Annotated in this window: 13 protein-coding genes; 7 read left to right on the top strand and 6 right to left on the bottom strand. The window is 62.3% G+C overall.

All coding sequences use genetic code 11. The features are described 5' to 3' along the window. Positions 1-88: 88 nt before the first annotated feature. Entirely contained in the window at positions 89-826 is a 738-nt protein-coding gene (locus tag ACZYHG_RS17920) for an SDR family NAD(P)-dependent oxidoreductase (protein ID WP_464609688.1), read from the top strand. Between the two features lie 152 nt (positions 827-978). Beyond that, a complete protein-coding gene (locus ACZYHG_RS17915) occupies positions 979-1,617 on the top strand; it encodes a glutathione S-transferase family protein (protein WP_464609687.1) in 639 nt (212 codons plus the stop codon). Positions 1,618-2,008: 391 nt separating this feature from the next. On the opposite strand, the gene ACZYHG_RS17910 is transcribed toward ACZYHG_RS17915, so the two are convergent. Beyond that, positions 2,009-2,860 carry an MEDS domain-containing protein gene (locus ACZYHG_RS17910; protein WP_464609686.1) on the bottom strand — a complete coding sequence of 284 codons (852 nt, stop codon included), beginning with the start codon at positions 2,858-2,860 and terminating at the stop codon, positions 2,009-2,011. Between the two features lie 184 nt (positions 2,861-3,044). Between ACZYHG_RS17910 and ACZYHG_RS17905 the strand changes: the two genes are divergently transcribed. The 5 genes from ACZYHG_RS17905 (at position 3,045) to ACZYHG_RS17885 (ending at position 7,096) form a co-directional block, all read left to right on the top strand. Next, a complete protein-coding gene (locus ACZYHG_RS17905) occupies positions 3,045-4,763 on the top strand; it encodes a putative bifunctional diguanylate cyclase/phosphodiesterase (protein ID WP_464609685.1) in 1,719 nt (572 codons plus the stop codon). Between the two features lie 283 nt (positions 4,764-5,046). Then, positions 5,047-5,511, top strand: a complete 465-nt coding sequence (locus ACZYHG_RS17900) for an Hsp20 family protein (RefSeq protein ID WP_464609684.1) — start codon at positions 5,047-5,049, stop codon at positions 5,509-5,511. 73 nt (positions 5,512-5,584) lie between these two features. Then, positions 5,585-6,064 carry a hypothetical protein gene (locus tag ACZYHG_RS17895; protein ID WP_464609683.1) on the top strand — a complete coding sequence of 160 codons (480 nt, stop codon included), beginning with the start codon at positions 5,585-5,587 and terminating at the stop codon, positions 6,062-6,064. 13 nt (positions 6,065-6,077) lie between these two features. Then, positions 6,078-6,353: an SDR family oxidoreductase gene (locus ACZYHG_RS17890; protein ID WP_464609682.1), complete on the top strand. Its 276-nt coding sequence runs from the start codon at positions 6,078-6,080 to the stop codon at positions 6,351-6,353. A 137-nt stretch (positions 6,354-6,490) separates the two neighbouring features. Beyond that, positions 6,491-7,096 carry a TetR/AcrR family transcriptional regulator gene (locus ACZYHG_RS17885; RefSeq protein ID WP_464609681.1) on the top strand — a complete coding sequence of 202 codons (606 nt, stop codon included), beginning with the start codon at positions 6,491-6,493 and terminating at the stop codon, positions 7,094-7,096. 62 nt (positions 7,097-7,158) lie between these two features. On the opposite strand, the gene ACZYHG_RS17880 is transcribed toward ACZYHG_RS17885, so the two are convergent. From ACZYHG_RS17880 to ACZYHG_RS17860, 5 genes are all read right to left on the bottom strand, one after another. Next, entirely contained in the window at positions 7,159-7,992 is an 834-nt protein-coding gene (locus ACZYHG_RS17880; RefSeq protein ID WP_464609680.1) for an SGNH/GDSL hydrolase family protein, read from the bottom strand. A 322-nt stretch (positions 7,993-8,314) separates the two neighbouring features. Beyond that, positions 8,315-9,412: a hypothetical protein gene (locus ACZYHG_RS17875; protein WP_464609679.1), complete on the bottom strand. Its 1,098-nt coding sequence runs from the start codon at positions 9,410-9,412 to the stop codon at positions 8,315-8,317. A gap of 103 nt (positions 9,413-9,515) precedes the next feature. Then, positions 9,516-11,477 carry an AI-2E family transporter gene (locus ACZYHG_RS17870; protein WP_464614722.1) on the bottom strand — a complete coding sequence of 654 codons (1,962 nt, stop codon included), beginning with the start codon at positions 11,475-11,477 and terminating at the stop codon, positions 9,516-9,518. 205 nt (positions 11,478-11,682) lie between these two features. Continuing rightward, positions 11,683-12,756: a D-alanine--D-alanine ligase family protein gene (locus ACZYHG_RS17865; protein ID WP_464609678.1), complete on the bottom strand. Its 1,074-nt coding sequence runs from the start codon at positions 12,754-12,756 to the stop codon at positions 11,683-11,685. A 15-nt stretch (positions 12,757-12,771) separates the two neighbouring features. Beyond that, entirely contained in the window at positions 12,772-13,389 is a 618-nt protein-coding gene (locus ACZYHG_RS17860; RefSeq protein ID WP_464609677.1) for a C39 family peptidase, read from the bottom strand. Positions 13,390-13,412: the final 23 nt, after the last annotated feature.

The raw sequence follows: 13,412 nt of genomic DNA, 5'->3' as shown, positions 1-13,412 counted from the left end.
TCTACTGCACGCCCGGCCATCCTTCTACCTCTGGCGTTGCAAGCCGCTACCAGCCGTTGGGCGGCACAACCAGAATCGAAGGACTGAAATGAGCAAGAAGCTTGAAGGCAAGATCGCTGTCGTGACCGGCGGCAGCGCGGGTATCGGCCTTGGTATAGCCAAGGCCTTTGCCGCCGATGGCGCGAAAGTGGTCATCACCGGCCGCCGCCAGGAAGAACTGGACAAGGCCGTCGTCGAGATCGGCAAAGGCGCCATCGGCGTCCAGGCCGACGCGTCGAACCTCGCGGACCTCGATGGCGTCTACGACGCCGTCAAGGCGCAGCACGGTCGCATCGACGTGCTGGCGCTGAACGCGGGCTTCTACGAATTCATGAAGCTTGGCGAGATCACCGAAGCCCACTTCGACAACAGCTACGACACCAACGTGAAGGGACTGTTGTTTGCATTCCAGAAGGCCCTGCCGCTGCTGCCGAAAGGCGCTTCTGTCATCCTGACCGGCTCGATCGCCGGGTTCCGGGGCATTCCCGCGATGTCGGTATACTCCTCGACCAAAGCGGCAATCCGCAGCCTGGTGCGTGCCTGGATCCTCGACACCAAGGGCCTCGGCATCCGGATCAACGTCCTCAACCCCGGCCATACCTCGACACCCGGCTTCAACAACCTGCTGCCTGCAGCGGCGCATCCCGGCGTCATCGAGACGATCCCGCTCAGCCGCCTCGGTACCCCAGAGGACCTTGGCAAGGCAGCTCTGTTCCTGGCATCCGACGAAAGCGCCTACATTACCGGCATCGAACTGGACGTTGACGGGGGCGCGGCGCAGTTCTGACCGATTTTCCGTCCGGAATTGCGTTAAGTCAAAGAGATAGAGCGGTTTCCGTTTCTGTGGACGGTGAACGCTTCAGACCGCGCTCACGCAACGCTCGCCTGTATCCGGCGAGCGTTGCCCCGCGCCAACCGTCCAGACCCAGGAAGCAACCCATGATCGAAGTCTACGCCTTCGCGACGCCCAACAGCCTCAGGGTCCCGATCGTGTTGGAGGAGCTGAACCTCCCCTACGAGTTGAGGCCGGTCAACGTCCGAAAGGGCGAACAAAAACTCCCGGAATACCTGGCCCTCAACCCCAACGGCAAGGTGCCGGTGCTTGTCGACCCGGACGGTCCTCGCGGCGAGCGTCTGGTGCTGATCGAATCGGGAGCAATACTCGTTTATCTCGCCGAGAAGACACGCCGCCTGCTGCCGGCCGAGGGCATCGAGCGCGCGCGGGTCTTCGAACAGCTGTTCTTCCACATGACCGGGATCGGTCCGATGTTCGGGCAGGCCGGCTACTTCCAGAAGCAGGCGCCCGAGCAGATCCCACTTGCCCTCACACGTTTCAACACCGAGGTGGCGCGGGTCATGAAGGTGTTCGACGGCGTGCTGGGCGAGCATCCTTTCGCCGCTGGCCACAATTTCACGATCGCCGACATCGCCCATTTCGGCTGGATTTGGCGTCGCTCGTTCGCCGACGTCGACCTTGAGCGCTATGCCAACGTCAATACTTGGTACGAGGGGGTCGCGAGCCGCCCCGCGGTCGAGCGGGCGATCGAGCGCGTAACCGCGCTCATCCCGCCGGACTAGCGGCCGAGCGCAACCGAGCTTTGGCTTTAGGCTCGAACGGTGAACTCGGTATCTCCGGCCCGCGCTGTCGCGAGCGCGGCATAGCGAGATATGGCTCGGACCATGATCCCCGAAACCCGACATCCGGCCCCGCCGGCCAGTAACGGAATCAAACAGGAACGTAGGTCAACCTGATCACGTCCCGCCCATCCGATCATGAGCCACGAGGCGGAGTGGCGGGCGGGGTCCGATTGCATTATGCAATCAGTTGTAAGCCATATCGCCTGAGCTTCGCAATTGGTTTTTGGCGTGCATGGAGCTGCGCCCCGTGGTGGCAGCCGCAGTCGAACCTTTGCAGTTGCAATCAGCGACAACGTCCAGCTTTCCCTCGCAAGAGCAACCCGGACTTGTGCTACTCGCCAAGAACCATGTGCAAGAGGTGGACCGTGCTTCGTGCGTTGGTTTTCTTGAGAAGATTGGCCCTATGAAACTCGACCGTTCGCGGGGCAATTTTCAAGGTGCGGGCAATCTCCTTGCTCGAATAACCCCTGACGATCTGGGCGAGCACGACACGCTCGCGAGCCGTGAATGCGGCATGGCCGGTGTCCGCTAGGATATCCAGTGCGCCATTCAGCTTCCTGATTTCCTGCTTGGCGGCCTGGAGTTCCGGGGTCTCTAGAAATTCCCATTCCCCCTTTCGCCGGGTGATGGTGAATTGATGGGCACGCGCGACATCGAGCAAATCCACCGCCCTGCTTTTCGACAGGGAATACGTGCACAACACGAGCATCTTCTGACCCGCAAGCGAGCGGTCGAGTTCATGCTCATATTGGCAAAACTCCTTCCAGTGACTGGTCCCGATCCAGAAGGCGTTACCGCTGATCCTGATCCCGGCATAGCCCCGTTCCAATGCCGCGCGCAGCTTCTCATTCCAGCCGCCAGTGATGTGCTGCATGTCGAACTCGCCGCCCGGAAGGTACCAATCCGTGGCAGCGATCATCTCCATCTGGCCGGCCAACACGCGTGCATCGATGTCGGGGATGGATTGCCGCAGTGCATCCTTCGCCGCCTCTGCGTCGATCGGATCGGAGACCGCCCAGATGCAGAATTCGTTGTCGTCCAGGCCGGCCGCGAAATAGGAAGCGTTTGTGGCAAGCAGGTCCTGTTCCGCTTCATAGAAGACGCAGATATGCGTGCCCCAGGATATCTCGCCCATGACGCGGATGCCGGACTTGCGGGGCGCGTGGGCAGGCTCATCGTTCATGTCGATGCCGCTTTCCGGATGCACGAGTCCTTCACTGAGCCACTAAGTCAGTCGCAGTCGATGGCGGCGTACGCTACGTCGACCATTCCGTTACGGAACCTGTTGATCGTGCCAGTAGAATGTGCGCGATAGCTGGCCATTTATGGGGCTTGCATCTCCGGAGACTATCAGCCGTGGCCCCAACATGACAGAGGTTTTCAAGGCCGGGTTCGGTAATCTGATCCGCACCACTGCGGTCGCCAATCCGCGCCGCTCAGGTGTGCCCGAAGCGATCGCGGCCCGGCTGCCCGATCTATCGAGGGATGGCCTGGCCATCAGCGACCTGCGCGAAAAAGGTATGGCGCTAGTCTACGTCAACAGCGCTTTCCAGGACATCACCGGCTATTCCAGTGACGAACTGATCGGGAGAAACTGCCGTTTCCTGCAAGGCAGCGATCGCCTTCAACCCGAAATCCAGTCCATTCGCGACGCCATCGCCCGGCGTGCGGATGTTGCCGTCACGCTGAAGAACTACCGCAAGGACGGTAGCTGGTTCTGGAACGAACTCCGTCTCTCGGCCATAAGCATCGCTGGTGGCGAGCCAACGCACTATATCGGACTGATCCGGGACGTGACGGCGAGCAGGTCCGCCGCAGCCCAAATTGCCAAGAGCACCCGCGCCGACATGCTGACCGGTGTGCTCAACAGATATGCCTTCGTCGAGGACGTCGACATCCTGCTAGGCAAAAAGGAACGGCCGATCCTGATCGCGAAGGTCGACATGGCCCGGTTCCATGACATCAACGAAGGTTACGGATATGACGTTGGCGACCAGGTGCTGATGCAGATTGCCCGACGCCTGACCAAAACTGGCGCAGCTTTGGTCTGCCGCACGGGATCCAACGAGTTTGCCCTTGCCAAGCCTCTAAGCCATGTCGACGAGGCTCGAGCAACAATCGAAAGGATCCGGCAGTCCCTGGCGCCGCAATATCTCCTTGCGGGCGCAACGATCAGGATACGTTTCGCGATGGGCTATGTCGTTGGCAACGAAACGACAGACGCCATAACGCTGGTTCGTCGTGCCGGTGCCGCCTTGCATCGGTCGAAGGCATCTGCGTTCCTCGATGTTTGCGCATTCAGCTCCGAGGACGATAGGCGCGCCCGAAACCGACTGCGCATGACCAGCGAAATGCAGCAGGCCCTGGAACATGACGAGTTCGATTTTCACTACCAGCCTCAAGTCGACCTCGCCACGGGAACTATTGTGGGCGCCGAGGCCCTGTTGCGATGGCACCATGGCCTGTTTGGGGTGCAGTCGCCGGACAAGTTCGTGGGCCATGCCGAAGACACGGGGCTCATACTCGACATTGGCGCCCGCGGTCTTCGCACCGTCGCCGACTTTGCCTCGCGTGTGAACAGGGACCGACAAGTCCCGATACGCTTCTCGTTCAATGTTTCGCCGCTCGAATTCAAGCTTCGTGACATGCCGAAATTTGTCGCCGACGTTCTCGCGGCCAGCGGCGCTGATGCAGCATGGATCAAGCTGGAGCTGACCGAGAGCTTGATGGTCGAGAGTTCCACGGAAATGCTGTCGATCATGAGACACCTGCGCGAACTGGGTGTGGGCCTATCCATCGATGACTTCGGAACCGGCTACGCCAATCTGCGCTATCTCGAGGATTTCCCCCTCACAGAGATCAAGATCGATCGCGGTTTTGTCAAAGGGTTGGCGCAAAGCCGATCCAAGCGGGTCATCATTGAGTTGATCATCAGGATTTCCAGAGAACTGGGCTTTCACGTCGTCGCCGAAGGAATAGAGACAGAGGTGGAACGCACGCTGTTGCGCGACATGGATTGTAATTTCGGGCAAGGATTTCTGTTCGGTCGGCCTGTTGACGCAGCAACATTTGAATCGCTGGTTTGAGGGCTCGTACGACCACATCAGGGCGGTACCCTCGCGTGGGTTTGAGGTCGTGCGACGCGGCTGAAGAAGGCATATGGTCAAGCTGGCGTAGTCGCCTCGCTGCTCTCCGTCGGCAGCGGGTTTTTTCGTGCCATCAAGAGGCTCGAATTTTTTTGCGCAGGGGTCTTGAAGCCGTTTGCGAAGCTTCCCAAATCGTTCGCCGTCGAGGCTGTATGGCTCGACGACGGGCGACGCCGTTGGGCGGCGCACCTTGTACCCATGTTGCTTCAAGGAGAATGTGGCTATGAGAACCTTTGACTCGCTTTATCGAACCACCGTCGGATTCGATCGTCTTTTCGACATGCTCGAAAACAGCGCCAGGACCGACTGGCCGCCTTACAATATCGAGAAGACCGGTGAAAACGACTACCGTATCGCCATGGCTATAGCCGGCTTCAGTTCCGAAGAGGTGGAGTTGACGCAGAATGGCCCCGATCTTGTGGTTGTCGGCCAGAAATCAACCGACACGGAGGGGCGTCAAGTGCTGCACCAGGGCCTTGCCTTGCGCAACTTCAGACACGTTTTCAAGCTGGCCGATCACATGAAGGTGGTGGCTGCGTCCCTGCAGAATGGCTTGCTCAGCGTCGAGATCGTGCGGGAAATCCCCGAGGAACTGAAGCCTCGCCGCATCAACATCGGCCCTGGCGACGCTATGGCGGTCAGCAAGCAGATCATTCAGGACGTCGAGAAACCGCGCAAGGTTGCCTGACGCGATACTTCAACACGAACACTGCGGTCGCCTCCCGGCTTCGGTCGGGAGGCCTTGATTGCGGAGATTGGAGATGAATCAGCAGATTGAAACAGTCCGCGCCGCAACCCGGCGCACCGGACGTTTCGAGGGTCTTTTTTGCCTTCTCGACAGTCCGAGCGATGTGCTCAAGCATCCACGCATGGGTTTGGACGAAAAGCGGGCCTTGCTCGCATCATGGGCATCGGATTCGCATGCCGTCGAAAATCACCCCACCTTACGAAAACTGGACAATGGCAAGATCGTCCCTGTCGACGATATCTTGCGATGCCTGAAGGCGCTGGATCAAGTCGGCTCCGCCGGCCAGGGTCTTTCGCGCTGGGCAATGCCATGGATGATGGCATTTGATCGTCGCGGCCGGCGCATCAATGGATCGCCGCGCAGACGGCGCTTTACCGGTAGGGACGACGACGATGATCCGCCGCCTTGCCCGGCGGCGGTATCGCCACGTGTACCTGGCGGGGGCCAAAGTGGCGCGTATATGATGGTTGAGCGCGAGCCCGCTTATGCCTGACGGATCGCCTCGATTGCGTTATGCAATCAGTTGCAAGCTATTTCATTGGATGTTCGCAATCGGTTTTGGCGCGCATGAACACCTCACGGGCTCAGGTCACCGTGTTGGCCGTATCCTGAAGATTGGCAGTTCCCAGCCGCCGGTGCACCGGCGTCATCGAGACGATCCGCTCAGCCGCCTCGGTACCCCAGAGGACCTTGGCAAGGCAGCTCTCTTCCTGGCATCCGACGAAAGCGCCTACATTACCGGCATCGAACTGGACGTTGACGGGGGCGCGGCGCAGTTCTGATCCCGCACCGCGATAACGGCACGCTCGCCTGGATCCCAGGGACAGTCCGACGACCTGGCGAGCGTTGCCCTCGGGCGTGGTCGCTGTTACGGTCCCGTGTCGGGGTTCGGCACGGCGACGACATACAGCAAGGCAGCATGACCACGCTCGAAAGAACCTTTACGCGGCGCGAGCCGAAGCAGCAACGCTCGCGGCAGACCGTGGACGCCGTGCTCGAGGCAGTCCAACTCGTGGTGAAGCGCCACGGGACCCAGGCCATTACCACGAACCGCATCGCGGAGGCCGCCGGCGTCAGCGTCGGGTCGCTGTATCAGTACTTCCCCGACAAGCGCGCAATCTTCACCGCCCTTCATGACCGACACGTCGACGATGTACGGCAGGTCATCGGGCGGACGACGGCTGCTTGCGCCTCGGCTCCGCTGGAGGAATTCACGCGCGAACTCGTCCGAGGTCTGGTGAATGTGCACGCGGAAGCTGGCGAACTGCACGAGATTGTTTCGTCCGCTGTTCCGGAGGGCGCTCTCGGCTTCAAGAACGCGCTGCATCACACCTTCGGGCGGGTGCTGTCACAAGCCGACCAGAAGCGATACAGCCTCGACCAGACGCAGCGAATGCTTTTTGTCCTTCCGCGCATGGTGGAATCGCTCGTGCACGGAGCGGTCCACCCGGCGCGCGCGCTCTCGCGTGATGGCGCCATGAGCGAGACGATCCGTACCGTAATGGTCTACGTGAATTCTTTTTAGGGCACCGCACCGAAACACGACTGAAACGACGATGTTTCCCATCGCGCCGATGACGAGATGTTTCACTTGAGCCTGCTCCAGCCACGGATCACCTCGAGTGCCATTCGCTTCTGGCCCTCCAGAGTGAAATGCAGACCATCGCCCATCAGCAGGTTAAAGGGCGGCGGGCTCCCCAGCGTTGAGTAGGCGTCGACAACCGCCCCGTCGCTCTCGCGGACGATCTTGGCCACTCGCTCCAGGTCTTCGTTGCGGAACCGAACCCCGAACCTGGCCAGGCCTGGATGCGCCGCCACCTGCGCTTCATTGACCGCGGGCGGCGTAATCCAGACGCAGTTCGCCGTGGTCTCTCCGGAAACGCGCTGACGCAGCTCGGCAATGTTGCGCGCGGTCTCCTCATGATGGACGAGTGTCTTGGTGGGGCGCGGGCCCTGCGTGCGGGCGTCATTCGTACCGACGAGGAAGAGGATCCAGTCGGGCCGGGAATTGATCATAACCGCGACCCGCACGAGACCGTGCGTGGTCGTCTCGCCTGCGACTGCGCTGATGGTCAACGAAATCCCGTCGGCGCCGCGGCGCCTCGCCAGCACTTCCCTCAGGATTACCGCCCAAGATTGGGGATCGGACGTCAAGCTGTCGCCGAACGCCACGACCTTGGCCCCTTTGCGCAGGGGAAGGCGATCGACCATCGATGCCACGGCCTGGTCGGCAAGCAATGCGCCGGCCGCTTCCGAGGCCTCCTGTTGCATGCGGCCAAGTTCGGTCGCGTAGATCTCAACCGGGAGGCCGAGGAGCCCGGCATGGACTTCCGGGCCAAGGCTGGCGCCTCCGGGAAGAGAGGCCAAGCTTCGCTCGGGCTGGATGACCTTCAAAAGCCAGCGCACTTGCTCGTCCGACATGGTTCACCTCGTATCCGTCTGAAGGAGGCGAAGGATAGTCGCACCTTGGGAACGTCGCTACTCGCGTTTCCGATTCATTAAATTATTGAAATCGCTTTGAAATTTGGCATGATCCAGAACCTTCATCAGATTCAGGGACCGCCTGGGAAAGCACCTCTCACGGCTCGGCGCCTGGTTCGATACGATCTCCGCCGAGAGTGAAAAACTGGCGAAGCTCGACGCCGCCAAAATGGCTGCGCTGGCCGAGATGCCCGCACCGGGAAAAGTCTCTGGCCCAGCTGCGAGCGCGGCATGGCAATGGTCGACCAAGCGGGGCCGCGTTCTACGGCTTGTCTTTTGCTGGAAGCGGAATAGGTTTTGTCGGCGTCAGCAGAAATCCGTGCGCCTCTCCCGACGGCGCGCGGCCAAATCCAACGATCTGGCCGCTCGAATTGATGTCTCGCGCTTCGAAGAGCGTCCAGCCGCGACCACTGGAGTCCAACAGATCGTTGAGGTCGTAGATCGCCGTCCCGATCCACAAGGCGGCGTGAGTTGGGGAGTTGCCCTTGAGCGCCGCGTTTCCGACCACAAGGCCCGCTTCGTTGATCCCGAGCGCCATGCTGAACTCGCCGCCAAGCGTACGCAGATCGACGATTTTCGAATCGACCCACACGGTCGCATGGGTTTCCGTATTGGCGTAGAGCATGGAATAGCCGGCGACCATGCCGCGATTGTTGATGGCCATGGCAAAGCTATAGTCGCCACCGGAGAGAGTGCCGAGGTCGGTTGGAACCCCTCCCTTCCAGAGCGCCGCATGGATCTTAAAGTCGCCGGTCATGTCAGCAAACCCGACCACCCACCCGCTGTCGTTGATCCCAGTGGCTGAGCTGGTGCGTCCACCGAGGGTGCCGAGGTCGGTCGCGGTGCCGCCGCTCCAGAGCGCGGCGTGTTCGATGTGAGTGTCACCGATCGTCGAATCTCCGGCCACCTCACCCTTGGCATTGATGCCCACGGCGATGCTGCTGTCGCCGGCGACAGTGCCGAGGTCGGTCGGGGCCGTGCCGTTCCAAAGCGTTGCATGGACCTCGGATGTGCCCGCGATAAGCGAATAGCCGGCCACCTGCCCGGCATCGTTGATCCCCTGGGAACAACCGGGGGCTCCTCCTATCGCACCGAGGTCCACGGCCGCCTTCCCCACCCACTTGACGGTGTGGGCGTTTCCCGCCGAGTCCGAACCATTGTCCTTCGTGGTGGCGTAGCCGGCGACCTGGCCGCCGTCGTTGACCGCGCAGGCATAGCTTTCGGTTCCGTCGAGCGTGCCAAGGTCCGTCAGCGTGAAAGTGACGGGGGGCGGCGGTCCGCCCGAACAGCCCGACATTGCGCCCGCGAGCCCGAGGGCGAAAAACAGCAGTATCGGTGCGCAATGGTCGGTCATCCGCATCCCGGCTCCCGGAATGAAAAGTATCAGCCGCGGGGTGTTGCGGCCGCCCTGCAGCATACGCCGCTGGCGCTCGAGCGGCTAGTGAGCCGCGCCGGCGCGTCTGCTAACCCGCCGCCGCTTTCCTTGGCGCAGCCCGTGGCCGGCGCCGTTTGGCGACAAGCTTCAGCGCCACCGCCTTCTCCTTCGACAACGCGCCCGTCACGGCGTCGACCATGCCATGCGCGACGAAGTCCGCGTTGATGTCATGGGCGAGGCTGGCGGCCGCTTCCGTGTCATCATTGCCGGTCTCCGACCAGAACACGATGCCCACCCGCAGTGCGGCCTTCGCCCGCTTCAGCCGCCGCACCAGGAAGCGGGCGTGCTTGACGGAATCGCGGTTCAGGAAACCGACCACCACGGTGTCGACGGTTCCGAGATCAAGGCCGCGGATGCTTGACGGCTCCATGTCGGCAAAGCCTGCCTTCGACGCGGTCGCGCCCTGGACGTGCAGCACCTGCGCCAGCATCGCGGCGGCGGCATCGTCGAGTTCGCCTCGTCCGCCGGCGCAAAGCACCGATATACCGGTGCCGTCGGGCAGGTCGACCTCGTCCTCGCCGGTCGCGTCGGCTTGATCGCCGGCTTCGGCCACATCAGGTGCATCGTCCTCGTCGGCTTCTTCCTGCGCATCGTCGTCGAGGTTGGCCACCAGCGCGAGTGCACTGGCCGCCACCTGTCGTCTCTGCAGGTCGCCCATGACGCCGCGCACACGGTCCCGCTCGCCCAGAAGAAGGGCCGGAATGGCGACCTTGTCGTAGAATTCGACCAGATATTTTTCTTCCAGCATCTCCTCGGCATGGTCGGTGGCCTCGTCCGGATCGCCGGCCAGCAGCCGCTGGTAGAGCCGCGCATGCGGTTCGAGCACCGGCTCGTTGCCGAACAGCACGTCGAGGAACTCGAACTGCGGCACGTGCCTGCCCAGCACCACCAGGCACACAGTGAGCGGCGTCGACAGCACCAGCCCGAGCGGCCCCCACAGCCAGGTCCAGAAGATTGCCGCGACGATGATCGCCAGCGGCGACAGCCCGGTTCGCGACCCGTAAAGCCAGGGTTCGATGACGTTGCCGGTGACCAGTTCCATCACCACAAACAAGGCGGCTGTCCACAGCACAAGCGACCAGCCGGGCGCCACCGCCAGCGCCAGGAACAGTGGCAAAAGCATGCCTATGGCCGGGCCGATATAGGGGACAAAACGCAGCGCCAGCGCCAGCAGCCCCCACAGCAGCGCATTGGGAATGCCGAGGACCCACAGCCCGATTGCAATCGGTATGGCATAGACGATGTTGACCACCAATTGCATGAGCAGGTAGCGGCCGACCCTTTTTCCCGCATCGCGAAGCGCCTCGGTGGTGCGGTGGAGGTCGCCGTAGCCGACAAGCCTGATGAAGCGGTCGCGCAAATCCTCGCGCTCGAGCAGCATGAAGATGACGACGATGATGATCAGCCCTGCCGATCCGAGCGGGCTGATCAGCGGCCCGACTATGTTCTGCAGGACTTCGAGCGGCCTCTCTCGCGACACGATCTCGACCGGCACCGGCTCGCGCGGCGGCTTGTCGGGCGTGGCGGCCGGCACCGTGGCGTCTTGCTTGTCGATCTCCTGGCCGACACGCTCGACCACGCTGCTCAATCTGGCAATGAACCCGCCGCCGACCCCGGTTTCCTTCAGCGAGCGGATCTTGGCCAGGATGTTGGTCTGGTAGGTCGGTATGTTCTGCGCCAGTTCGCTGACCTGCGAGGCGACGATGAAGCTGAACAGGGCAAGGGCCGCGAAAGCCGCCAGCACGCTAGCGATGACGGCGGCAATCCGAGGAATGCCGATCCGCTTGAGCGCTGACACAAGCGGCGCCAGCGCGAAAGTCAAAAGCAGCGCGATAGCGATCGGCAGGAAAACCTCACGCCCGAAATACAGCGCCGCCACCGTCGTGACGATGGTTGCCACATTGGGCAATGACGTTCGCGGGTGGGAGGAGGCGGAAAGAATGACCTCCAGCCCGGACGACGCTGTGCCGCTTCGACGATTGACCACTATTTGCTGTCTCCCCCTGCCGACGGCCATGGTCTGATATATTGAGCCGGCGTGCAACCTTCGCTGACGACCCGCCGGTTACCATTCAATACCGGGCGGGGCGGTATGTTCCGCGACCAGGGGTAATGGAGAGAAATGACTTTATCCGCTCATGCGGATCCGCGTTCCAGGGCCGCAGAAACCCTGGCATGACGAGTTATGGAGCGGATCACCGCGCCCCATGCCTCGCGAGTGCGTGCTCGATCAGCACGTCAATGACCTGGCTGTAGCCGATGCCGATCGCCGCCAGCGCCTTGGCGTACATCGAAATGTCGGTGAAGCCGGGCAGCGTGTTGACCTCGTTGACGAGCAGCGAACCGTCGGCGCGCAGGAAGAAGTCGACGCGCGCCATGGCCTCGCAGCCGAGCGCCCGGAAAGCCTGCGTGGCCATCGCCTTGGTCTCGGCAACGATTTCAGCTGGAACATCGGCGGGCACCTTCACCAACGCGCCGTCGGCATCGATATACTTGGCTTCATAGGTGTAGAAGCCATGCTTGCCGGCCGGGATGATCTCGCCCGGCGGCGACACCGTCAGCGAGCCATCGGCCCGCTCCAGCACCGAGCACTCGATCTCGCGGCCGGCGACGAACTCCTCTACCAGAAGCTTGCTGTCGTGCCGGAACGCCGCCTCGATGGCCGTGGTGAAGCCGGCGCTGTCGGCCGCCTTGCTCACCCCGAACGACGAGCCCTGGCGCGCCGGCTTGACGAAGACAGGCAGGCCGAGCCTTGCCGCGATATCCTCGAAGACCACGGGCTCGCCGCGCCGCACGGTGACCGAGCGGGAAACGGCAAGGCCGGCCTCGCGCATCAGCCGCTTGGCGGCATCCTTGTCCATGGCGGCAGCGGAGGCCAGGATGCCGCAGCCGACATAGGCGACATCGGCGACTTCGGCATAGCCCTGCACCGAACCATCCTCGCCGAACGGCCCGTGCAGCACGGGAAAGACGACATCGACGGGGTCAGGCTGTTGCCCCCCCTTGGTGACAGCCACCAACCGGCCCTTGCCGCCGGGCAGCAGGGCGACCTCGATGCCATCTCCGGACACCGGCGCCCCTGCCCCGTCGCCGCCAGCCTCGGACGACTTTTGCAGCAGCCATCTGCCATCCCTGGTGATGGCGATCGGAACCACCTCGTAGCGCGTCCGGTCGATCGCCTTCAGCACATTGGCGGCCGACAGCCGCGACACGTCATGCTCGGCCGAGCGCCCGCCATAGAGGATGGCAACCCTTGTCTTTTCAGTCATTGAAATCCCTCTAAATCAAATGGCGACGGCAATACCGCGATTGGCAAAGAAACGATCGAAATCAGCTGGCGCCAACACTGCGTTGGCCTGTGTGGCGCTGTTGTGGCCGGAGGGATTGTGGAAGCGGAAATGCTCGTGCGACGCCGCTGTGACCAGCACCAGATGGCCGCCCTTCGACGGCGGCTCACGCTCGGGCCAGCGGATCGCGCTGCTGACCGAAGCGATGAAGAAACGCGACCGCTCCAGGATCGCCGGAATGTCGGATGTCGCGACATTGGTCATCACCTGCGCCTGCAAGCCGAAATCCTCTTTCACGAAGGTGGCGAAGGGAGCGTAGATCAGGCCCTTGATCGCGCCTTCATTGACGACATAGCCGCCATGGCCAGTGCAGCGCCTTGCCAGCTCGATCGTCGGCACGATCTCGCCACGGCTCGCCAGGACCATTTTCAGGCACGCCATGCCGCAGATGTTGGCGGCCCAGACCGCGTATTCGTCCAGCGTTTCCGCGCCCGACCCTCGCCACAAGGGGTCTCGCCGGAGCGCGACATCGGCGCCGTCGGCGAGCACGGCCAGCGTCATGTCGGGCGTCTCCCACTGGCTGAAAAACGGCACGGTTTCAGTCAACGGGTCCATAGAACGCCTCGGGCTGCTCACAT

The organism is Mesorhizobium subarcticum (assembly GCF_055456085.1).
The sequence above is the reverse complement of the archived record's forward strand: the minus strand, read 5'-3'. Positions and strand labels throughout refer to the sequence as shown.

Coding starts and splice junctions, on each gene's coding strand:
- ACZYHG_RS17910 (WP_464609686.1), bottom strand. CDS start 2,860: ATGAACGATGAGCCTGCCCACGCGCCCCGCAAGTCCGGCATCCGCGTC.
- ACZYHG_RS17900 (WP_464609684.1), top strand. CDS start 5,047: ATGAGAACCTTTGACTCGCTTTATCGAACCACCGTCGGATTCGATCGT.
- ACZYHG_RS17885 (WP_464609681.1), top strand. CDS start 6,491: ATGACCACGCTCGAAAGAACCTTTACGCGGCGCGAGCCGAAGCAGCAA.
- ACZYHG_RS17860 (WP_464609677.1), bottom strand. CDS start 13,389: ATGGACCCGTTGACTGAAACCGTGCCGTTTTTCAGCCAGTGGGAGACG.
- ACZYHG_RS17915 (WP_464609687.1), top strand. CDS start 979: ATGATCGAAGTCTACGCCTTCGCGACGCCCAACAGCCTCAGGGTCCCG.
- ACZYHG_RS17920 (WP_464609688.1), top strand. CDS start 89: ATGAGCAAGAAGCTTGAAGGCAAGATCGCTGTCGTGACCGGCGGCAGC.
- ACZYHG_RS17905 (WP_464609685.1), top strand. CDS start 3,045: ATGACAGAGGTTTTCAAGGCCGGGTTCGGTAATCTGATCCGCACCACT.
- ACZYHG_RS17895 (WP_464609683.1), top strand. CDS start 5,585: ATGAATCAGCAGATTGAAACAGTCCGCGCCGCAACCCGGCGCACCGGA.
- ACZYHG_RS17880 (WP_464609680.1), bottom strand. CDS start 7,992: ATGTCGGACGAGCAAGTGCGCTGGCTTTTGAAGGTCATCCAGCCCGAG.
- ACZYHG_RS17875 (WP_464609679.1), bottom strand. CDS start 9,412: ATGCGGATGACCGACCATTGCGCACCGATACTGCTGTTTTTCGCCCTC.
- ACZYHG_RS17865 (WP_464609678.1), bottom strand. CDS start 12,756: ATGACTGAAAAGACAAGGGTTGCCATCCTCTATGGCGGGCGCTCGGCC.